Raw genomic sequence first — 21,047 nt, 5'->3', positions numbered from 1 at the left:
TCTCCTTCAGATGTGCGGGACGTCGTCGGGGATGTCGTAGAACGTCGGGTGCCGGTAGACCTTGTCGGCGCTGGGCTCGAAGAAGGGGTCCTTCTCGTCGCGGGTGGAGGCGGCGATGTGCTCCGAACGCACGACCCAGATCGAGACGCCCTCGTTGCGGCGGGTGTAGAGGTCGCGGGCGTGGGTCAGTGCCATGCGGTCGTCGGCGGCGTGCAGTGAGCCCACGTGGACGTGGTTCAGCCCGCGCTTGCCGCGTACGAACACCTCGTACAGCGGCCAGTCCTGCTTGTCGGCGGTCATGCCACCGCTCCCTTCCGCTCACGGGCGGCCTGTTTGGCGGCGTGGGCGGTGGCCGCCTCGCGCACCCAGGCGCCCTCCTCGTGGGCCGTGCGGCGCCGTTGCATCCGCTGGTCGTTGCAGGGGCCGTCGCCCTTGATGACCCGCATCAGCTCGTCCCAGTCGGGCGTGCCGAAGTCGTGGTGGCCCCGCTCCTCGTTCCAGCGCAGCTCCGGGTCCGGGAGCGTCACGCCGAGCTTCTCGGCCTGCGGGACGGTCATGTCGACGAACCGCTGGCGCAGTTCGTCGTTGCTGTGCCGCTTGATCTTCCAGGCCATGGACTGCGCGGAGTTGGGCGAGGCGTCGTCGGGCGGGCCGAACATCATCAGCGACGGCCACCACCAGCGGTCGACCGCGTCCTGCACCATCTCGCGCTGCGCCGCGGTGCCGCGCATCATCGTCATCAGCAGCTCGTAGCCCTGCCGCTGGTGGAACGATTCCTCCTTGCAGATCCGCACCATGGCGCGCGCGTACGGTCCGTACGAGGAGCGGCACAGCGGCACCTGGTTGCAGATCGCGGCGCCGTCCACGAACCAGCCGATCACCCCGACGTCCGCGAAGCTCAGCGTCGGGTAGTTGAAGATCGAAGAGTACTTCTGGCGGCCTTCGATCAGCCGTCCGGTCAGATCCGCGCGGTCGGCGCCCAGCGTCTCCGCCGCCGAGTACAGGTACAGCCCGTGCCCGGCCTCGTCCTGGACCTTGGCGAACAGAATGGCCTTGCGGCGCAGCGACGGGGCGCGGGTGATCCACTCGCCTTCCGGCTGCATGCCGATGATCTCCGAGTGCGCGTGCTGCGCGATCTGCCGGATCAGTGTCTTGCGGTAGCCCTCCGGCATCCAGTCGCGCGGCTCGATCCGCTGGTCCCGCGCGATCGTCGCGTCGAAGTGCTGCTGGAGAACCGGCTCGGCGCCGTCCGTCCCCGCGGGGCTGGAGCGTGTCGTATCCATCCGTCCCACTTCCCAACCGACCATTCGTTCGGTCTATGGTAGGTCAAGCCGGCCCGCCTTGGTAAGACCCCTCGGGCAAGTCCCGGACCCTTGACACGCACCGAGCGGGCTGGATTACATGGCGACGCCGAAGCTGACCGAATATTCGGTCGGGTCATGAGGTGGTGCGAGCGGTGATCCATACTCCGGACGCGGCGCAGCCCGCCGAGGCGATGTTCGCGTTCGAGGAGCGACGAGCTCGTGGCACGGGCCGAGGAGCGCACCCGGTAGGGGCGCGGCGGCCTGTACGACGTGCGTGTCCGGCGCGGCGACGAGGCGATCGCGCAGTTCCGGGGCCGCAGCCGCACCATCATCAGCCCGAGGCCGGAGGAGTCCGGATGACCAGCGAGACGACGGCCTCCCGGGCCGCGGAGGCAAGGGGGCGCCGGCGCGGCGAGCCCCTCCCTCACGACCTGCTCGACGACGGTGAGCGCCTGACACGCGAGCAGCTGCTGGAGCTCCAGCTCGACCGCCTGCGGCGCAGCCTGTGGCACGCCTACGAGAACGTGGAGGCGTACCGGGAGAAGTTCGACGCGGCTGGGGTCACCCCCGACGACTGCCGTTCACTGGAGGACCTGTCCCGCTTCCCCTTCACCACGAAGGCGGACCTGCGGGCCACCTACCCGTTCGGCATGTTCGCCGTCCCCATGGACCGGGTGCGGCGCGTGCACGCCTCCAGCGGCACCACCGGCCGCCCCACGGTGGTGGGCTACACGGAGAACGACCTGTCGATGTGGGCGGACCTCGTCGCCCGCTCGATCCGCGCCGCCGGCGGTCGCCCGGGCCACAAGGTGCACATCTCCTACGGGTACGGGCTGTTCACCGGCGGCCTCGGCGCACATTACGGCGCGGAGCGCGCCGGCTGTCTGGTGATCCCCGCCTCCGGGGGCATGACCGCCCGCCAGGTGCAGATCATCCAGGACTTCCGACCCGAGATCATCATGGTCACCCCGTCCTACATGCTCACCCTGCTCGACGAGTTCGAGAGGCAGGGCCTCGACCCGTGCGACAGCGGTCTGCGGGTGGGCATCTTCGGTGCCGAGCCGTGGACGGAGGAGATGCGCCGCGAGATCGAGGAGCGGACGGGCATCCACGCCGTCGACATATACGGCCTCTCCGAGGTGATCGGTCCGGGTGTCGCCCAGGAGTGCGTGGAGACCAAGGACGGCCTGCATGTGTGGGAGGACCACTTCTACCCCGAGGTCGTCGACCCGGTCACGGGTGAGGTGCTGCCCGAGGGCGAGGAGGGCGAGCTGGTCCTCACCTCCCTGACCAAGGAAGCGCTCCCGGTCGTCCGCTACCGCACCCGCGATCTGACCCGGCTGCTGCCCGGCACGGCCCGGCCCGCGTTCCGCCGCATCCAGAAGATCACCGGCCGCTGCGACGACATGATCATCCTGCGCGGGGTGAACGTCTTCCCCAGCCAGATCGAGGAGATCGTGCTGCGCACGCCCGGCGTCGCCCCGCACTTCCAGATCCGGCTGACCCGGCGTGGCCGCCTGGACCACATGACCGTGCGCGTCGAGACCCGCCCCGGCACCGGCCCCGAGCAGCGCGAGGCCGCGGCCGGGACGATCGCGAAGGCGGTCAAGGACGGCATCGGCATCACCGCCGACGTGACGATCGTCGAACCGGAGACCCTGGAGCGCTCCCTCGGCAAACTCCGTCGGGTCAAGGATCTGCGCGAGGCCTGACCCGTCGGCCGCCGCGGCCCTCATGAGCAGCACCTCGCCTCGCGCACCGGGCCGGGGGCGCTCGCCCGGGGGGCCTCTGCTTCCGCGGGGCGCACGGCCGGCTTGCGGATGAGGAGCAGGGCCGCGTCGTCGTGCAGCCGGCCGCCCACATGGGCCAGCAGTTCGTCGTGGAGCGCGCCGACCGTGTGGGCCGGCTCGTGCGAGACGTGACGCCTGAGGCCTTCGGCCAGGGGATAGAAGGCGCGTCCGCTGTCGCGGGCCTCGGTTACCCCGTCCGTGTAGAGCAGCAGTTGGTCGCCGTCGCCGAAGGGAAGCGTCTGGAGTCCCGGGGTGTGACCGGTGAGGGCGCGCAGCCCGAGGGGCGGGGCCGGGTGTGCGGGCTCCACCGTGGTGATGCTCCCCGAGGCGCGCACCAGCAGCGGGGGCGCGTGCCCGCAGTTCACCACCTCCAGATGCCCCGCCCGTGGGTATCCGGCGACCACGGCGGTGACGAAGTCGTCGTTCCCGAGGTTGCGCGCGAGGCTCCGCTCGATCCGGTCGACCACGGCCAGCAGATCGGCCTCGTCGTGGGCGGCCTCGCGGAAGACGCCGAGCACCAGCGCCGCGGTCCCGACGGCGGGCAGCCCCTTGCCGCGCACGTCGCCGACGATCAGCCGCACGCCGTGCGGGGTGGGTATCAGCGCGTACAGGTCCCCGCCGATACGGGCCTCGGCCGCGGCGGCGCTGTAGCGGACGGCCGCCTGGAAGGGCCCGACCGTCGACGGCACGGGCTTGAGCAGCGCGTGCTGGGCGGTCTCCGCGACCGAGCGGACGGCGGCGAGCACCCGCTCCCGGCGCCCGCGCAGGGCGCCGGCAAGGACGCTCGCGAGGGTGACGGCGACCAGGGCCGACAGGACGGCGGTCAGTTCCCGGCCCGGCGCCCCGTGCCGGATGCCGAGCGTCATGCCGAGCGCCACGGCGAGGGAGCCGACGCACAGGACGCCGCGCGGCCCGCTGGTCGTGGCCGACAGGGCGGGCCCGGCCGCCAGTAGGGGGAGCCAGATCATCCCGGCTCCGCCTGCGAGGTCGACGGACACGACGAGGGCGACGACCAGGACGACGAGGACGGGCAGGACGGGTGTACCGGCGGCCAGCTGTGCGACGGCGCGTCTGCGGGCCGAAGCCCCGGCACCGGCCACCCGGTTGCCGGACGGTCGTACCGGACGGTCGTCGACGCCATGGTTGCGGGCTTGGCTCATGTCTGTGTCCGCAGTCCTCACCTGTGCGCGGGGCACGTCCCGAGATGTCTGTTTCCTCCAGAGAACGGGGTGAGACCGGCCACCGGCAAGGAGCATATTTTCAGATGGTGAGCGAGAGGCTCCGCGTCACCCGGCTCGCGGTCGGGAGCAGCCGTTCCCGGATCTCCGGCAGCCGGGAGAGCCGGTTCGACGGCAGCGACACACCGAGGGAGCCGAGCGTGTCCCCGCTGTAGACCGGGACGGCGACGCAGACCGTGCCGAGGGCGTACTCCTCCAGGTCCGTGACGGCCGGGGCCAGGGGCGGGGTCTCCAGCCGCCTGAGCAGCTCGGGGCGGCTGGTGATGGTCCGGGGGGTGAGATCGGCGAGGTGGTGGCGGGAGAGGTAGTCCTGGCGGGCCTCCTCGTCCAGTTCCCGCAGGACGGACTTGCCCAGTGCGGTGGCGTGCCCCGCGTCCTCGAACCCCACCCAGAGATCGACACGGGGGGTGCCCGGCCCGTCGACGATCTCGGCGACCCGGATCTCGCCGTCCTCGTAGAAGGTGAGGTAGGCGGCGCTCGCGAGCTCGTCCCGCAGTGCGGCGAGAGTGGGCCGGACACGGCTGAGCAGTGCCTGTGCGCGGCCCGTGGAGCGCAGGGTCTGGAGTTTGTCGCCGAGGACGAAGCCGCCGTCGTCCAGCTTCCGCACGTACCCGTCGTGGGCCAGGGTCCGCAGCAGGTGGTAGGCGGTGGCCAGGGGCAGGCCCGTCTCACGCGCCAGCTGCTTGGCCGGCGCGCCGTTCTCGTGCGCACTCACCGCCTCCAGCAGCCGCATGGCCCGCTGGACGGAGTTGATGAGCGTAGGGCCGTCTCGCGCACCCATGGGACCAGCGTGCGCCCGAGGCCCGGACCGGGCAAGGCGGCCCCGGTGGTGACGTCTGCCCTTTTGCCGTGTCGTGGGAGACATCCCGGGAGATGACCCGCCGGACTTCGTCTTCGGCCTCGGCTCGGCCTGCGGCGTGCTCAGTCCGCCGGCAGGGTCTGTTCGGCCCAGATCGTCTTGCCGTGGTACGTGTGGCGGGTCCCCCACTTCTGGCACAGCTGTGCGACCAGCAGCAGGCCGCGCCCGCCCTCGTCGTAGACGCGGGCCCGGCGCAGGTGCGGGGCGGTACTGCTGGCGTCGGAAACCTCGCAGATGAGATTGCGGTCGCGGATCAGGCGCAGTTGGATCGGCGGTTCTCCGTACCGGATGGCGTTGGTGATCAACTCGCTCACGACCAGCTCGGTGACGAACGTCGCCTCCTCCAGGCCCCACTCCGTCAGCTGCCGGCTCGCCCTGCTCCTGATCTCGGCCACCGCGGACGGCTGCGGCGGCACGTCCCAGGCGGCCACGTGGGCCGAATCCAGAGCGCGCGTGCGCGCGATGAGCAGCGCCACGTCGTCGCCGGGCCGGTCCGGGAGAACGTCCTCCACGACGGCGTCGCAGATGCTCTCCAGGTCGGGCCCCGAGCGGCCCAGCGCACGCATCAGCAGATTCATGGCTTCGTCGACGTCGCGGTCCCTGGACCCGGTGAGGCCGTCCGTGTGGAGCACGAGCAAGCTGGCCTCGGGCAGCTCCACCTCGGCCGCCTCGAAGGGCAGGCCGCCCAGCCCCAGCGGGGGCCCCGCGGGCAGGTCGAGGACGCGGGCCTCGCCACCGGGACTGAGCAGTACCGGTTCGGGATGGCCGGCACGGGCCAGGGTGCAGCGCCGGGTCACCGGGTCGTACACGGCGTACAGGCAGGTGGCACCGATGTCGGCGGCGCCGGAGGCGTCGTCGTTCTCGGCCGACAGCCGGTTGACCAGGTCGTCGAGGTGGGTCAGCAGCTCGTCGGGCCCCAAGTCGACGTCGGCCAGGGTGCGCACGGCGGTGCGGAGCCGCCCCATGGCGGCGGAAGCCTGGATGCCGTGGCCCACGACGTCGCCCACGACCAGGGCCACCCGGGCGCCGGAGAGCGGGATGACGTCGAACCAGTCGCCGCCCACACCCACCCGCGCGTCGGCCGGCAGATAGCGTGAGGCGACCTCGACGGCGGTCTGCCGGGGCATCCGCCGTGGCAGCAGGCTGCTCTGCAGGGTCAGCGAGGTGTCGCGCTCCCGGGTGTAGCGGCGGGCGTTGTCGATGCTCAGGGCCGCCCGGGCGGTGATCTCGGCAGCCAGCAGCAGATCGTCCTGCTCGAAGGGATCGGGGCGCCGGTGCCGGGAGAAGGTGGCGACGCCGAGGGTGACTCCGCGGGCGCGCATCGGGATCGCGAGGACCGAGTGGAAACCGAAGCGCCGCATGCGTTCCGCCCGGTCCGGTGCCTGGGCCGCCCACCGGTCGATCACGGTCGGCGTCACCTGCTGGATCAGCGGCTGTCCGGAGGCCAGGCATTCGGCGGCGGGCGAAGTGGACGGGTAGGTGGCGACGGCACCGAGCGGGACCACCGCCTCGGGGCACCCCGGCAGCACCGACTGGTTGGCCACGCGGCGCAGCTCGACGGGACCCGGCAGCGTGGTCGCGCGCGGTTCCCGGCCGTCCTGGATGTCGGGGAGGAGGTCCACGGTGACGAAGTCCGCCAACTGCCCGACGGCCACATCGGCCATCTCCCGGGCGGTGCGGTCCAGATCGAGGGTGGTGCCGATGCGCACGCCGGCCTCGGCGACGAGAGCGAGCCGCTGCCGGGCCCGGCGCTGCTCGGTCATGTCGTGCGCGGACAGCAGGACCCCGCGCACGGTCCCCCGGGGGTCGCGCACGGGAGCCAGGGACACCGACCAGAGGGTCTCGTGGTGATCGCCGACCAGGTGCAGCGCGGCCTGCAGGAACTGCTGCTCCCCGGTGACGACGGCTCTGCGCATCAGGTCCTCGGTGCGTTCGCCCTCCGGGTGGGGCACGATCTCCGACACTCTGAGCCCGCGCATCGCCGCCTCGGGGAGCCCCATCACGCGTTCCATGTCCGCATTGGCCTTGAGCAGCCGCAACCCGGTGTCGTAGAGCGCCATGGTGCACGGCGACTGGCTCAGCGACCAGCTGATCAGAAGGTCCTCGTCGGGTCGCGGCCGGTCGCGGGAGACCGGCGAGAGAAGCAGCCATTCGTGGGCCTCGCCGTTGCCGCTCGGGTCCCGGGCACGACGGTGGGCCAGCAGGGTCACGGGGAGGACGCGCCCGTCCCGGTGCCGCAGGGCCACCGTGCCGCTCCACCGCCGTACCCCGGCGAGGGAGCGCAGTGCCTCCTCCGGGGCTGCGCCCGCGAGCAGTGCGGCCGCCGGTCTGCCCACGACCGAGGAGGCCGGGTAACCCACCAGGCGTTGTGCGCCTTCGCTCCACCCGATCACCACGCCATCGGCGTCCACGACCGCTCGGGCCGTGGCCGCCTCGTCGAAGGGCGGCACCGGCCGCAGTGCCGCCCCTTCGCCTCCGGTGGTCTCCGGTGAGGTCATAGCGCTCATCCGCCTCCGGCAGCGACCTGCTCGAAACCCTCTGATGGCAGTCTAATCGGTGAAATTGCAATAGATTTGCGCGGTAAGCGTGGCAGACGGGACGGGCCCGAGGGCCGGGCGGCTTGTAGATTGGCTCTACAGGACCGTCGCGCTCACGGACGGAGACGAGCGCGTCATGACAGTGGACATCAGCTTCACCGCCTTTCTCGACGCTACGCCGAGTCCCCATCTGGTGCTGGACGCGGACCTGGTGATCCGTTATGTCAACGCGGCATACCTGCAGGTCACCGGGCGAGCCGAGGCGGACCTGATCGGAAGCTACCTCTTCGACGCGCTGCCGGGGAATCCCGGTGCCCCCGACGGCGGCGCAGAACGCGACCTCAAGGAGTCACTGCACCGGGTCCTGGACACCGGGCAACCGGACACTCTGGTGCTGCAGCGGTACGACCTTCCCGCGAGCGACCGGCCGGACGGATTCGAGGAGCGCTGGTGGTCCGACGTCCACACCCCGATTTCGGGGCCGGACGGCAGGACGAAGTGGATCGTGCAGCGCTCCGAGGACGTCACCGCCTTCGTGCACTCGGGCCCGGCGCGACGGCTCACCGAGGAACTCACCGAGCAGGGGAAGGGCCTGGCGGCCGAACTCTACGTCCGGGCCCGCCAACTGCACCGGCTGAACCAGGAGTTGCGCAACGCCCATGCGCGTGAACGCCAGATCGGTGTCACCCTGCAGGAGGCCATGCTGCAGGCCCCGGACCTGAGCCGGCACAGCGGCGCCATGGCCGTCCGGTACCTGCCCGCCACCAGATCTCTCCATGTGTGCGGCGACTGGTACGACATCGTGGATCTGCCGCCCGATCGCTACGCCGTGGCGGTAGGAGATGTCGTGGGGCACGGTCTGCCCGCTGCGGCTGTCATGGGCATGCTCCGCAGTGCCCTGAGCGCCGCCATCCGAGCCGTGCCCAGCCCGGCCCAGGCGCTCGAAGTGCTCGGCTTGTACGCCCGCTCCGTGGACGGCGCGACCGCCGCGACCGCCGTCAAGCTGCTCGTCGACACCCGCAGCAGGCTGATCATCTACAGCAGCGCCGGGCACCCGCCCCCCGTCCTGCTCCACCACGACGGCACCTGCGAGCTGCTGGACCAGGCCACCGATCCCCCGCTCGGTGCCCGCCCGCACCACGTCCCCCGCCCCCAGGCCGGCCTCTCCTACACCCCGGGCGACACCCTCGTGCTGTACACGGACGGACTCATCGAGCGCCGCGAGGAGGACATCGACGTCGGCCTGACCCGCCTGACCTCGGTACTCTCCCAGCACACGACGCTCGCTCCGGAGCGATTGGCCGACACGCTGCTGACCCGGCTCGGTGTCACCGGCGGCGCCCCCGACGACATCGCCCTCGTCGTCATCCGCCTGTGAGCGCCGGAGCAGGGCTGCCCCGAGATGCCCCTGGGGCCGGAGAGTAGGCCGGAAGCGGACGAGGGCGACGAAACGCCGCGGGGGTCCTTCTCGGCCCTCCCCATACCGGCGAACATGCCATGTCATGGACATCTTGCTTGTCGTCAGCGCGTTCAACAGCCTGTCCCAGCGTGTGTACGCCGAGCTGTCGGACGAAGGGCACCGGGTGGACGTCGTGCTCGCCTCGCACGGGCCCGACGCCGTCCGGGACGCCGTACGCGAGATGGGCCCGGAGCTGATCGTCGCCCCGATGCTGAAGTCGGCCCTGCCCGAGGACGTGTGGCGGGAGCACACCTGCCTGATCGTCCACCCTGGTCCACCCGGCGACCGAGGCCCGTCGTCGCTGGACTGGGCGATCGCCGAGGAGGCCGGCGAGTGGGGCGTGACGGTGCTGCAGGCCGAGGCGGCCATGGACGCGGGGGACGTCTGGGCGGACGGCTCCTTCCCCGTGCCGCCGGTGGGCAAGAGCGACGTGTACCGCAACGAGTTGTCGGACGCCGCCACGGCCGCCGTGCTGCTGGCCGTGCGCCGCTACGCCGACGGGTCGTACAAACCGCGCCCGCAGAACGAGCCCGGCGTCCACGTGATGTGGCGGGACTTCTTCCGCCAGGAGCAGCGGCGCATCGACTGGGACGACGACACGGCGACGGTGCTGCGCAAACTCCGCGGGGCCGACTCGCAGCCGGGCGTCCGGGACGAGATCTGCGGCCGGGAGGTGTTCCTGCACGGCGGGCACCCCGAGGACCGGCTGCGCGGGGACCCCGGGGAACTGCTCGCGACCCGGGCCGGCGCCCTCTGCCGGGCCACCCGGGACGGCGCGGTGTGGATCCCGGAGCTGCGCCCCCGCAAGAGCTCCGGTGACCCGGCACCGTTCCGCCGGCCGGCCGCCTCGGTGCTCGCCGGCTTCCCCGCCCCACCCGGCAGCGGCCCGGGCATGCCGGGTTCCCACGACCGCCCGTACTGGCTGCCCGAGATCGCCGCACCACTCGAACTGCCCCCCGGCCGCACCACCTGGACCGACATCCGCTACCGGCAGCGCGGCCGGATCGGCTTCCTGTCCTTCTCGTTCCCGGGTGGGGCGATGAGCACCACCCACTGCCGCAGGCTGCTCGCCGCCTGGCGCTACGCGCTCACCCGCCCCACCTCGGTGCTGGTGCTCGGCGGCGCCCGCGACTTCTTCTCCAACGGCATCCACCTCAACGTCATCGAGGCGTCGAGTGACCCGGCGGGCGAGTCCTGGTCCAACCTCAACGCCATGAACGACCTGGTCGAGGCGGTGCTGCGCACCACCGACCGGCTGGTGGTGGCGGCGCTGGGCGGCAACGCGGCGGCCGGCGGCGTCATGCTCGCCCTGGCCGCCGACGAGGTCTGGTGCCGCACGGGCAGCGTCCTCAACCCGCATTACCGGAACATGGGTCTGCACGGGTCGGAGTACTGGACGTACTCGCTGCCCCGCCGGGTGGGCGCCGAGACAGCCGAGCGGCTGACGACCGAGGCGCGCCCGGTGAGCGCCGCGACCGCCGAGCGGATCGGACTGGTCGACCGCCTGGTGCCGGTCACGGCCCAGGACTTCGCCCCCGAGGTCGAGCGCCTGGCCGCCGACCTGGCCGCCGACCCGGACCTCCCGCGCCGGATCACCGCCAAGGCCACGGCGCGGCACGCGGACGAACTCCACCGGCCGCTCGCCGAGTACCGGCGAACCGAACTCGCCCATATGCGCGCCGTCTTCTTCGACCCCGAGGCGCCGTACCACGCGCTGCGGTCCGCGTTCGTCCGCAAGCTCCCGAACGGCTCCGCCAGGCCGCTGGCCGCCGGGGACGCGCGATGAGCACGCGGCTGCTCGTGGCGGGCGTCGGCAACATCTTCCTCGCCGACGACGCCTTCGGCCCCGAGGTGATCCGCGCCCTGGAACGGCGCCCGCTGCCGCCCGGGGTACGGGTGCGGGACTTCGGCATCCGCGGCATGGACCTGGCATACGCGCTGCTCGACGGCTACGACACGGCCGTCCTGGTCGACGCCGCCGTACGGGGACACGAGCCGGGCACGCTGTCGCTGATCGAGCCGGACCCGCCCGACGGCTCCACGGCGGGCGCACCGCCCGAGACGCACGGCATGGACCCGGCCAGGGTGCTCGCCCTGGCCGCCCACCTGGGCGACGAGCCCCTGCCTCGCGTCCTGGTCCTGGCCTGCGAACCCGAGCTGCGGGCACCGGCCGACGAGGACATCGCCCCGGGCATGAGCGCGACGGTGGTTGAGGCGGTCGGCCGGGCCGTCGCGGCCCTGCACACCATGGTGCCGGTGCTGCTCGCCGACCCGGCCGCCACGCCCCCGTTGAGCCGCCCGGACGAATCCGCCGCGCTGTCGTCGGCCGGGCTGCCCGGCACGGGAAGCAAAGGCGCGGAGGATCGGTAGCGGAACGAGATGTCCCTACCGACCCGCGAGGAGCGGCGCCCATGTGCGATTCCGTGGACGAGGTCACTCAGGCCGTCCTGGCGAAGAACGACGCTCTGGCCGCGGATCTGCGCGAGGAGTTGACCCGCCGCGCTGCGAGCGTGGTCAACCTGCTGTCCAGCCCGGGCAGCGGCAAGACGGAACTGCTGGGAAGGGTGCTGGCCAGGGCGGTGGAGCGGAGCCTTCCGGTGGCCGCGCTCACCGCCGACCTGGCGACCGAGAACGACGCCGACCGGCTGGCCCGTTCGGGAGCGCCGGTGAAACAGCTGCTGACGGACGGGTTGTGCCATCTGGAGGCGCGGCAGTTGCGCGGCCATGTGGAGAGCTGGCTGCCCGAGGGCACCTCGGTGCTGTTCGTGGAGAACGTCGGCAATCTCGTCTGCCCCGCCTCCTACGACCTCGGCGAGAGCCTGCGGATCGTGCTCATGGCGGTGACGGAGGGCGAGGACAAACCGCTGAAGTACCCCACGGCGTTCGGGTCCGCCCATCTGGTGGTCCTGACCAAGACCGATCTGGCCGGGCCGGCCGGGTTCGACGAGGCGGCCTTCATGGCGAACGTCCAGCGGGTCAACCCCGGGGTGGAGGTCGTGCGGTCCTGCGCCCGCACCGGCGCCGGCGTCGACATGCTGCTGGAACGCGTGCTCGCCGTCCGAGACGGGGCGCCTGTGCACCGGCCACCCCTGGCGCCCCGCCCGCACACCCACACGCACGAGGGCGCCGAAGCCGGCCTTGTCCCGTGACAGCGCCCGCCACCCGGGCGGTGCGCCGCCGCGTCACCGTGCGCGGCACCGTGCAGGGCGTGGGGTTCCGCCCCTTCGTGCACCGTCTGGCCACCGATCTCGCGCTCGCGGGCTTCGTGAGCAACACGGCGAGCGGCGTCCTCATCGAGGTGGAGGGCCCGCCGGACGGTGTCGCCGCCTTCTGCGACCGGCTGGCCAGGGAACACCCGCCACTGGCCGCCGTCACCGGTGTCGGGGTCGAGGACCTGCCCGTCACCGGGGCCGAGGGCTCTTTCGGCATCCGCTCCACCGACCGCTCCCCCGGCAGCACCCTGCTCCCGCCCGACACGGCGACCTGCGCGGAGTGCCTGCGGGAACTGGGTGATCCGGCCGACCGCCGGCACCGGCACCCGTTCGTCACCTGCACCCACTGCGGGCCCCGCTTCACCATCGCCACGGGCATGCCGTACGACCGTGCCGTCACGACCATGTCCGGCTTCCCGATGTGCGGCGAGTGCGCCCGGGAGTACGGCGATCTGCTCGACCGGCGCTTCCACGCCCAGCCCGTGGCCTGCCCCGGTTGCGGCCCGCGGCTGCGCCTGGTGCCGGCGTCCGGGAGCGGGGTACGCCCCGCCCGGGACGCCGAGGCCCTGGCATCGGCACGGGCGCTGCTGGCCGCCGGGCGGATCGTGGCCGTCAAGGGCCTCGGCGGCTATCACCTGGCCTGCGACGCCGGCCAGGCACAGTCCGTGGACACACTGCGGGCCCGCAAGGCGCGCGGCGGCAAGCCGTTCGCGGTGATGTGCGCGGACCTCGACGAAGTACGCCGGATCGCCGAGCTCTCCGCGTCCGAACTGGCTGCCCTCACCAGTCCCCGGCGCCCCATCGTCCTGCTGCGCCGGCGCTCGCAGGCCGACGGTCCGGCACCCGGTGTCTGCCCCGGCAGTCCGCACCTCGGGGTGATGCTGCCCTACACGCCGGTGCACACTCTGCTGTTCGGCCTGCCCGGGGATCCGTCCGGCCCGCGCGCGCTGGTCATGACGAGCGGCAACCGCTCCGGAGAGCCGATCGTCACGGACGACGACGAGGCGCTGACCCGGCTCGCCGGGCTGGCCGACGCCTGGCTCGCCCACGACCGGCCCATCGCCTCGCCGTGTGACGACTCCCTGCTGCGGGTACGGCCCGACGGCACCGAGCAGGTGCTGCGCCGGTCCCGAGGATATGTGCCCCGGCCGCTGCGGCTGCCGGTCCCGGTGCGGCCGGCGCTCGCCGTGGGCGGTGATCTGAAGAACGCCCTGTGCCTCGGCGAGGGCGACCACGCCTGGTTCGGACCGCACATCGGCGACATGGGCGATCTGGCCACCCTGGAGGCTGCCCGCCGGGCGGAGGCGCACCTGCGCGGCCTGACCGGCGTGCACCCGGAGCTGGTGGCCGCCGACCGGCATCCGGGCTACCACTCGACCCGGTGGGCCGCCCGACGGGCCGGGCACGCCCCCGTGCTGGTCCAGCACCACCACGCGCACATCGCCTCCGCCATGGCCGAACACGGCCTCGACGGCACCACCCCGGTGATCGGCGTCGCCTTCGACGGCACGGGTTACGGCGACGACGGCACCGTCTGGGGCGGCGAGATCCTGCTCGCCGGCTACACCGGCTTCCGGCGCTACGCCCGCCTCTGCCCCGCCCCGCTGCCGGGCGGTGACGCGGGCGTGGCCAACCCGTGCCGTCTGGCTCTGGCCCGGCTGTGGGCGGCGGGGCTGCCGTGGGAGGCGGACCTGCCGTGTGTGACAGCCTGCGCGCCCGGCGAACGGGCTGTGCTCGAACGGCAGTTGTCGGGTGGCCTGGCCTGTGTGCCGACCTCCAGCATGGGCCGGCTCTTCGACGCCGTGTCGTCGCTCGTCGGCGTGTGCCATCGCGCGGGGTACGAGGCGCAGGCCGCGCTGGAGCTGGAGGCCGCGGCCACTTCGGCGTGGGGGGCCGACACGTCGGCGTACACCTTCGCCGACGGGCTCGACCCGGCACCCGTGCTCAGCGCGCTGGTCACCGACCTGCGGCGCGGCACCCCGGCCGCCGTGCTCGCGGCCCGGTTCCACCGGGCCGTGGCGCGGGCGGTGGCGGGGATCTGCCGACGGGCGCGTCAGGACACCGGCCTGGCCACCGTCGCTCTCAGCGGCGGGGTGTTCGCCAACGCGCTGCTGGAGGAGGAGTGTGCGCGGCTGCTGGCCGACGACGGCTTCGCGGTGCTCCGCCACGGCGAAGTCCCCCCGAACGACGGCGGGCTGGCCCTCGGCCAGCTGGTGGTCGCGGCGCACCTACGACAGGAGGAGTGACCCATGTGTTTGGCAGTGCCCGGCAAGGTCGTGGCCATCGACGACAGTTCCGACCCGCTCACCGGGCTGATCGACTTCGGCGGCGTACAGAAACAGGCGTGCCTGGAGTACGTGTCCGATGTGCGGGTGGGCGAGTACGTCATCGTGCACGTCGGATTCGCACTCCAGCGCCTGGACGAGGAGTCGGCTCTGGCCTCCCTGAAGCTGTTCGAGGAACTGGGGCTGCTGGAGGAGGAGTTCGGGGACGCCTGGGAGCAGGCGGCCCAGGAGGCGGGCGGTGCCGCGACGGCGGAGCCCCGGAACAGCGGAAGTGAGACCCGGTGAAGTACATCGACGAGTTCAACGACCCCGAACTGGCGCGGCGCCTGCTGGACGAGATCCGCGCCACCGCCACCCGGCCGTGGGCCCTGATGGAGGTGTGCGGGGGGCAGACCCACTCGATCATCCGGCATGGCATCGACCAACTGCTGCCGGAGCAGGTCGAGTTGATCCATGGGCCCGGCTGTCCCGTCTGTGTCACCCCGCTGGAGGTCATCGACAGGGCGCTGGAGATCGCCTCGCGGCCCGGGGTGATCTTCTGCTCCTTCGGCGACATGCTCCGGGTGCCGGGCACCGACCGCGACCTGTTCCGCGTCAAGGGCGAAGGCGGTGACGTGCGGGTGGTGTACTCGCCGCTCGACGCCCTGGAGCTGGCCCGCCGCAACCCGGACCGGGAGGTGGTGTTCTTCGCGATCGGCTTCGAGACCACCGCTCCGGCCAACGCGATGGCCGTGCACCAGGCGCGCCGGCTGGGCCTGAGCAACTTCAGCCTGCTGGTGTCGCACGTGCGGGTGCCCCCGGCCGTCGAGGCGATCATGACGGCACCCGAGTGCCGGGTGCAGGGCTTCCTCGCCGCCGGGCACGTGTGCAGCGTGATGGGAATGGCCGAGTACCCGGAGCTGGCCGAGCGGTTCCGGGTGCCGATGGTGGTGACCGGCTTCGAGCCGCTGGACATCCTGGAGGGCATCCGCCGGGCGGTGCGCCAGCTGGAGCGCGGGGAGCACCGGGTGGAGAACGCCTACCCGCGTGCCGTGCGCGAAGAGGGCAACCCGGCCGCCGTGCGGATGATCGAGGAGGTGTTCGAGGTCACCGACCGGTCCTGGCGCGGCATCGGGCCGATCCCGGCGAGCGGCTGGCGCCTGACGGACGCCTTCCGGGCGTACGACGCGGAGCACCGCTTCGACGTCGGCGGGATCCGTACCGAGGAGCCCGCCGAGTGCCGTGCCGGCGAGGTGCTCCAGGGCCTGATCAAGCCGACCGAGTGCGGCGCGTTCGGCACCACCTGCACGCCGCGTACCCCGCTCGGCGCCACCATGGTCTCCAGCGAGGGCGCCTGCGCGGCCTATTACCTGTACCGGAGGATGAACGCCCCGGCACCGCAGGCCGGCGGGGCCGCGCGGCAGGAGGTGGCTCCCGTTGCCTGAACAACTCACCGATGTGGTCGACCCGGCCGACTGGACCTGCCCCGCTCCGCTGCGCGACCAGGGAGTCGTGGTCATGGGGCACGGCGGAGGGGGTGCGCTGTCGGCGGAGCTGATGGAGCAGATCTTCACCCCTGCCTACGGCAACGCCACGCTGTCCGGGCTCGCCGACTCCGCCGTCCTGGAACTGGGCGGCGCGCGGCTGGCCTTCTCCACCGACTCCTATGTGGTCCGGCCGCTGTTCTTCCCCGGCGGCAGCCTCGGCGATCTCTCGGTCAACGGCACGGTGAACGACCTCGCGATGAGCGGTGCCGTGCCGGCGTATCTCTCCGCCGCCTTCGTGCTGGAGGAGGGCGTGGAGCTGACGGTCGTCGAGCGGATCGCGCGCTCCATGGGGGCGGCGGCCGAGGCGGCCGGGGTCACCATCGTGACGGGTGACACCAAGGTGGTGGAGTCCGGGCACGGCGACGGGGTGTACGTCAGCACCGCCGGGGTGGGTCTCGTGCCCGGCGGCGTGGACATCCGGCCTCAGCGTGCCCGCCCCGGTGACGTGGTCATCGTCAGCGGCCCGATCGGGCTGCACGGCGTGGCGATCATGAGCGTCCGGGAGGGGCTGGAGTTCGGGGTGGAGATCGCCAGCGACACCGCGCCCCTGGCGGATCTGGTGGCGGCGATGCTGGCCGTCACCACGGACATCCATGTGCTGCGCGACCCCACCAGGGGCGGCCTGGGCGCGTCCCTCAACGAGATCGCCCGTGCCTCGGGGACCGGTGTCCGGCTTCAGGAGCGGGCCATTCCGGTGCCGGACGCGGTGGCGAACGCCTGCGGGTTCCTCGGGCTCGATCCACTCTACGTCGCCAACGAGGGGCGGCTGGTCGCGTTCGTGCCCCCGGCGGAGGCGGAGGCGGTGCTGGCGGCGATGCGGGCCCATCCCCGGGGTGCCGGGGCCACGGTGATCGGCGAGTGTGTCGCCGAGCACCCCGGGATGGTGGTGGTCGCCACCGGCCTCGGCGGGACGCGGGTGGTGGACCTGCCGCTCGGGGAGCAGTTGCCACGCATCTGCTGACCGGAGAACGACAGGCGGGCAGGGGCCCCCGCCGACGCACCGGCGGGGGCCCCTGCCCGCCTGTTCCTCTATGCCGTCAGCGGCTCGATCCCCGCGATCTCCAGTTCCCGGCCGCTGCGCAGATCGCTGGAGGGCCGGTCACAGCGCGGGCACCAGAAGAACGGGGGCATGCCCACCGCGAACTCCTCGGCACAGGGGTCGCACCAGGCCTGCGCGGGGATCTGCTCCACGACGAGGTGTGCCCCCGCGAGGGCGGTGCCGTCGCGGGCCACCTCGAAGGCGAAGCCGAGGGCGTCCGGCACGACGCCCGCCAGCTCGCCGACCCGGACGGTCACCTTCGAGACGGCGTCCGTCCCGTCCGCCCGGGCCAGCTCGTCGGCCCGCTCGATGATCGCGGCCGCGATCGACAGTTCGTGCACGGCCGGCTCACGGGTAGCGGTGGCCGGCGCGGAAACCGCCGGCCATCCGCCAGATCCGCACCTCGCGCCTCAGGCTGGGCCACTCCCAGCACAGCAGGGCCAGGGCCGCGCCGCCCACCAGGACGGCCTCGGCCTTCAGCACCCGCTGTCCGCTCATTCCGCCCCGCCTGCGCGCGACCGGTCTGCGTACTCGTCTCATGTGCGGTGACTCCCTGCTCGTTCTCATCACGGTGCTCATCCGGGCGAGATGTTCGGCATGGTCTCGGCGAGGGCGTCATGCCGCTTCCAGTGGATCCCCGTGGAACGGCGCGCGTCGGCGGTGCCGTCCTCGTGGTGTCCCTTCTGCCGCTCGCGCGGTCCCTGGTTGCCCTGGTGCATGCCGGCGACGTGCCGGGGCGTGTCGGGCTTCGCCTGGGGCCGGCCCACTCTGATGCTGCCCATGGGTGCTCTCCTTCCTCGCCTCCGGCCTGCGGAGTGCGTGGTCATGACCGCTCGGTGAGGTTTTCGAAGAACTGCTCGAGAGCCGGCCAGATCCGGCCGCCGCCGGACAGGCCGCGCCACTCCCGGCGTACGACGGCGACCATCCGGTAGCAGTCGTCGATCGGCACGATCCAGTGATGGTCCAGGCCATGGACGGTGTTCACCAGCAGAGCCTCCACCTCGGGTTCCACGGTCGCGAGCTGCACAACCGTGCCGGACAGCTCCCGCCACGCGGCCGCGTCCACCTCCCACCGCATGGCCCCCGCCGGGCTCGGTCCCTCGGCGGTGACCGAGCCGTCCGCCCGGGGCACGAAGAAGACCAGGCCGACCGGTACGCCCAGCACGGCCGTGTCGACGTGGGGCAGCCGGACCCGTCGCCGGGGCACGAGCCGGTACCGGCCGTCTCCCGCCGCCGCGTCGGCGAACAGCACGGAGCAGGGACCGCAGACGCAGCGCACCTCCTCCTGCCCGGTGTCGTACAGGTGGGCGTGCTCCTCGGCGACCGGCGCGGCGCACAGGTCGCACACCTCCGTCCGGGCCGTCGCGGTGCGGTCGGCCGAGGAGCGGATGAGGCGGGCCAGTGCCCCGTCGGTGGTCACGGTGCGCCCCGGTGCGTCAACGTGGTCAGCGGGACGAACGCGGGGGCCGTCTCGGTCACGGGCTCCACCGCCGTCAGCTCGGGCGCCACGGCGAACACCGCCGCGCGGACCGCGTCGGTGACCTCGGAGCCACCCCCGCCGCAGCCGGACCCGCATCCGCCGCCCGCCGTCAGACGCACTCGGGCGACCTGCCCCTCCACTCCGGCCCACTCCACGTCGCCGCCGCGCTCCTGCACGGCGGGCCGCAGGCGTTCGACCGCGCGGGCCGCCCGGCGTTCGGCGGGCTCGGGGTGGATGTCGTGGAGCACCATGAGGTGCGCCAGCAGTTCGTCCTCGGCGAGGCGCTCGGCCAGTTGCTCGCCCGCGTGGTCCAGGACACGGGCCAGCGCCTCGCCGTAGACCTCGGTCAGCAGTGCCACCGCCTCGGTCGCCGAGCGTGTCGTGGGGCCGGGCGCGGACTCGATGCCCTCCAGCAGCTCGTCCAGCCGGCCGAGCCGGGCCTCGACGTCCGGGTCCGCCAGCCGTGCGGTGGCGGCCTCAGCCATGGTTCGCCCCGTACGTCGGCGAGTGCAGGGTGGTCAGCGTCTTGCCCTTGCCGACGTACATGTGCACACCGCACGGCAGACAGGGGTCGAAGCTGCGGACGGTGCGCATGATGTCGACGCCCTTGAAGTCGTCCGGCCCGTTCTCCTCGAAGATGGGCTGGCCCTGGACGGCGTCCTCGTACGGCCCGGGGGTGCCGTACATGTCGCGGGGGCTGGCGTTCCACGGGGTGGGCGGGTACGGGTGGTAGTTGGCGATCTTCTTGTCCTTGATCACCAGGTGGTGGGAGAGAACGCCCCGCACCGCCTCGTGGAAGCCGCAGCCGATCGCCTCGTCGGGTACCTCGTAGTTCTCGAACACCTTGGTCTCGCCCGCGCGGACCATGCCCATGGCCTCTTCGAGGAACTGCAGGGCCATGGCGGCCGCGTAGGCGATGAAGTACGGCCGGGCGCGGTCGCGTTCGATGGTGTTGCTCCACTGCGGGATGCGCCACTCCAGGGTGGTCTCCGGCAGGGACTCGCCCTTGGGCAGGGAGATGCGCACGCTGTGGCCGGTGGACTTGACGTACGGGGTGTCGACCAGGCCGCTCAGCGCGGTCGACCACAGGCGGGCGAGGGGGCCGCCGCCGGTGTCGAGGGCGAGGTGGTCTCCGGTGCGCTGGTCGAACCAGCGGGGGCTCATCACCCAGCTGTACTTGTCGTCGAAGTCGCGCTTCTGCGGTACCGGGACGGTGGTCTGGTTCCACGGGTGGCGCATGTCGACGGGGTTGCCGAGCGGGTCGTGGGTGACGAAGGGGTCCTCGTTGACCCAGTCCTCGTAGTACGAGCTGCCGAGCATGATGCGCAGGCCGAGGTTGATGTCGACGAGGTTGTTGGTGACCAGTTCGCCGTCGACGATGATGCCCGGGGTGACGTACATGGCCTTGCCCCAGGTGTTCATCGACTCGTAGCGGTAGTCGACGACCTTGGGGTCCTGGAAGGCGCCCCAGCAGCCCAGCAGGACGCGGCGGCGGCCGACCTCCTCGTAGCCGGGCAGCGCCTCGTAGAAGAAGTCGAAGACGTCGTCGTTCATGGCGACGGCCTTCTTCACGAAGTCGATGACCCGCATGAGGCGGCTGAGGTAGTCGGTGAAGACGGTCGGCTGCGGCATCGTCCCGACGCCGCCCGGGTACAGCGTGGAGGGGTGGACGTGCCGCCCCTCCATGAGGCAGAACATCTCGCGGGTGACCCGGCTGACCTTCAGGGCCTCCTTGTAGACCTCGCCCTCGAAGGGGTTGAAGGCCTTCATGATGTCGGCGATCGTGCGGTAGCCGTGGATCTCGCCGCGGGGCGCCTGGGTGCGTTCGGCGCGGGCCAAGACACCGGGGTTGGTGGCCTTGACCATCGCCTCGCAGAAGTCCACGAAGACCAGGTTGTCCTGGAAGATCGTGTGGTCGAACATGTACTCGGCGGCTTCGCCGAGGTTGACGATGTGCTCGGCCAGCGGGGGCGGCTTGACGCCGTAGGCCATCTGCTGGGCGTAGTCGGAGCAGGTGGTGTGGTTGTCGCCGCAGATGCCGCAGATCCGGGACGTGATGAAGCCCGCGTCGCGCGGGTCCTTGCCCTTCATGAACACCGAGTAGCCGCGGAACAGCGACGAGGTGCTGTGGCATTCGACGACTTCCCGGTTGGCGAAGTCGATCTTCGTGTAGATGCCCAGGTTTCCGATGATCCGCGTGATCGGGTCCCAGGACATGTCCACGAGCTGTGGCGGCTTGCGGTCCGTGGGCCGGGCCTCGGTGGTGGTCATCTGCGGTACTGCCCCTCGCTGTCGGTGGTGTGCGGGATGTCGGACTT

General features: G+C 72.2%; 20 protein-coding genes and 1 pseudogene. 10 read left to right on the top strand and 11 right to left on the bottom strand.

Features of this window, described 5'->3' with window-relative positions; translation table 11 throughout:
• Positions 1 to 6 precede the first annotated feature (6 nt).
• Both paaB and paaA read right to left on the bottom strand, forming a co-directional pair.
• Positions 7 to 300 carry a 1,2-phenylacetyl-CoA epoxidase subunit PaaB gene (paaB, locus tag ACIQHQ_RS27085; RefSeq protein WP_031142175.1) on the bottom strand — a complete coding sequence of 98 codons (294 nt, stop codon included), beginning with the start codon at positions 298 to 300 and terminating at the stop codon, positions 7 to 9.
• Entirely contained in the window at positions 297 to 1,283 is a 987-nt protein-coding gene (gene paaA / locus ACIQHQ_RS27080; RefSeq protein WP_402616204.1) for a 1,2-phenylacetyl-CoA epoxidase subunit PaaA, read from the bottom strand. The genes paaB and paaA overlap by 4 nt, the downstream gene beginning before the upstream one ends.
• A gap of 231 nt (positions 1,284 to 1,514) precedes the next feature.
• Here paaA and ACIQHQ_RS27075 point away from each other — a divergent pair.
• Positions 1,515 to 1,664: pseudogene (locus tag ACIQHQ_RS27075) on the top strand (phenylacetic acid degradation protein PaaD); the annotation flags it as partial.
• Positions 1,661 to 3,016: a phenylacetate--CoA ligase PaaK gene (paaK, locus tag ACIQHQ_RS27070; protein WP_402616201.1), complete on the top strand. Its 1,356-nt coding sequence runs from the start codon at positions 1,661 to 1,663 to the stop codon at positions 3,014 to 3,016. The pseudogene ACIQHQ_RS27075 and the gene paaK, both read left to right, overlap by 4 nt.
• 20 nt (positions 3,017 to 3,036) lie before the next feature.
• Here paaK and ACIQHQ_RS27065 read toward each other — a convergent pair whose 3' ends face one another.
• From ACIQHQ_RS27065 to ACIQHQ_RS27055, 3 genes are all read right to left on the bottom strand, one after another.
• Positions 3,037 to 4,254 carry a PP2C family protein-serine/threonine phosphatase gene (locus tag ACIQHQ_RS27065; RefSeq protein WP_402616198.1) on the bottom strand — a complete coding sequence of 406 codons (1,218 nt, stop codon included), beginning with the start codon at positions 4,252 to 4,254 and terminating at the stop codon, positions 3,037 to 3,039.
• A gap of 100 nt (positions 4,255 to 4,354) precedes the next feature.
• A complete protein-coding gene (locus ACIQHQ_RS27060) occupies positions 4,355 to 5,113 on the bottom strand; it encodes an IclR family transcriptional regulator (protein ID WP_402616195.1) in 759 nt (252 codons plus the stop codon).
• A 140-nt stretch (positions 5,114 to 5,253) separates the two neighbouring features.
• Positions 5,254 to 7,689 (bottom strand): SpoIIE family protein phosphatase, encoded by a 2,436-nt coding sequence (locus ACIQHQ_RS27055; RefSeq protein ID WP_402616192.1) that lies wholly within the window; start codon positions 7,687 to 7,689, stop codon positions 5,254 to 5,256.
• 175 nt (positions 7,690 to 7,864) lie between these two features.
• On the opposite strand from ACIQHQ_RS27055, the gene ACIQHQ_RS27050 reads away from it, so the two are divergent.
• The 8 genes from ACIQHQ_RS27050 to hypE all read left to right on the top strand — a co-directional run bounded on the left by ACIQHQ_RS27050 (position 7,865) and on the right by hypE (position 17,171).
• Entirely contained in the window at positions 7,865 to 9,106 is a 1,242-nt protein-coding gene (locus tag ACIQHQ_RS27050) for a PP2C family protein-serine/threonine phosphatase (RefSeq protein ID WP_402616189.1), read from the top strand.
• A gap of 124 nt (positions 9,107 to 9,230) precedes the next feature.
• Entirely contained in the window at positions 9,231 to 10,973 is a 1,743-nt protein-coding gene (locus tag ACIQHQ_RS27045) for an enoyl-CoA hydratase-related protein (RefSeq protein ID WP_402616186.1), read from the top strand.
• Entirely contained in the window at positions 10,970 to 11,557 is a 588-nt protein-coding gene (locus ACIQHQ_RS27040; RefSeq protein WP_402616183.1) for a hydrogenase maturation protease, read from the top strand. Before ACIQHQ_RS27045 ends, ACIQHQ_RS27040 begins: the two co-directional genes overlap by 4 nt.
• Before the next feature lie 41 nt (positions 11,558 to 11,598).
• Entirely contained in the window at positions 11,599 to 12,336 is a 738-nt protein-coding gene (gene hypB / locus ACIQHQ_RS27035) for a hydrogenase nickel incorporation protein HypB (protein WP_402616180.1), read from the top strand.
• Complete coding sequence (gene hypF / locus ACIQHQ_RS27030) at positions 12,333 to 14,645, top strand: carbamoyltransferase HypF (RefSeq protein ID WP_402616178.1); 2,313 nt, start codon at positions 12,333 to 12,335, stop codon at positions 14,643 to 14,645. The genes hypB and hypF overlap by 4 nt, the downstream gene beginning before the upstream one ends.
• A 3-nt stretch (positions 14,646 to 14,648) precedes the next feature.
• Positions 14,649 to 14,969 (top strand): HypC/HybG/HupF family hydrogenase formation chaperone, encoded by a 321-nt coding sequence (locus ACIQHQ_RS27025; RefSeq protein ID WP_402616175.1) that lies wholly within the window; start codon positions 14,649 to 14,651, stop codon positions 14,967 to 14,969.
• On the top strand, positions 14,966 to 16,108 hold the full coding sequence (gene hypD, locus ACIQHQ_RS27020) for a hydrogenase formation protein HypD (RefSeq protein WP_402616172.1): 1,143 nt from the start codon (positions 14,966 to 14,968) through the stop codon (positions 16,106 to 16,108). The genes ACIQHQ_RS27025 and hypD overlap by 4 nt, the downstream gene beginning before the upstream one ends.
• Complete coding sequence (gene hypE / locus ACIQHQ_RS27015; RefSeq protein WP_402616169.1) at positions 16,101 to 17,171, top strand: hydrogenase expression/formation protein HypE; 1,071 nt, start codon at positions 16,101 to 16,103, stop codon at positions 17,169 to 17,171. The genes hypD and hypE overlap by 8 nt, the downstream gene beginning before the upstream one ends.
• A 68-nt stretch (positions 17,172 to 17,239) precedes the next feature.
• On the opposite strand, the gene hypA is transcribed toward hypE, so the two are convergent.
• Genes hypA through ACIQHQ_RS26985 form a run of 6 tightly spaced genes read right to left on the bottom strand, consistent with a single transcriptional unit; the run spans position 17,240 to position 21,000 of the window.
• Positions 17,240 to 17,590: a hydrogenase maturation nickel metallochaperone HypA gene (hypA, locus tag ACIQHQ_RS27010; RefSeq protein WP_402616166.1), complete on the bottom strand. Its 351-nt coding sequence runs from the start codon at positions 17,588 to 17,590 to the stop codon at positions 17,240 to 17,242.
• Positions 17,591 to 17,597: 7 nt separating this feature from the next.
• Entirely contained in the window at positions 17,598 to 17,789 is a 192-nt protein-coding gene (locus tag ACIQHQ_RS27005; RefSeq protein ID WP_402616164.1) for a hypothetical protein, read from the bottom strand.
• Positions 17,790 to 17,824: 35 nt separating this feature from the next.
• Positions 17,825 to 18,031: a hypothetical protein gene (locus ACIQHQ_RS27000; protein WP_402616161.1), complete on the bottom strand. Its 207-nt coding sequence runs from the start codon at positions 18,029 to 18,031 to the stop codon at positions 17,825 to 17,827.
• Positions 18,032 to 18,072: 41 nt separating this feature from the next.
• Positions 18,073 to 18,669 (bottom strand): DUF5947 family protein, encoded by a 597-nt coding sequence (locus ACIQHQ_RS26995; RefSeq protein WP_402616158.1) that lies wholly within the window; start codon positions 18,667 to 18,669, stop codon positions 18,073 to 18,075.
• Positions 18,666 to 19,214, bottom strand: a complete 549-nt coding sequence (locus ACIQHQ_RS26990; RefSeq protein ID WP_402616155.1) for a NifU family protein — start codon at positions 19,212 to 19,214, stop codon at positions 18,666 to 18,668. The genes ACIQHQ_RS26995 and ACIQHQ_RS26990 overlap by 4 nt, the downstream gene beginning before the upstream one ends.
• Positions 19,207 to 21,000 carry a nickel-dependent hydrogenase large subunit gene (locus ACIQHQ_RS26985; protein WP_402616153.1) on the bottom strand — a complete coding sequence of 598 codons (1,794 nt, stop codon included), beginning with the start codon at positions 20,998 to 21,000 and terminating at the stop codon, positions 19,207 to 19,209. Before ACIQHQ_RS26985 ends, ACIQHQ_RS26990 begins: the two co-directional genes overlap by 8 nt.
• Positions 21,001 to 21,047: the final 47 nt, after the last annotated feature.

Origin of the sequence: Streptomyces sp. NPDC092370, assembly GCF_044755265.1 — a bacterium.
Lineage (GTDB): Bacteria > Actinomycetota > Actinomycetes > Streptomycetales > Streptomycetaceae > Streptomyces.
This window is presented reverse-complemented; position numbering and strand designations above follow the sequence as displayed.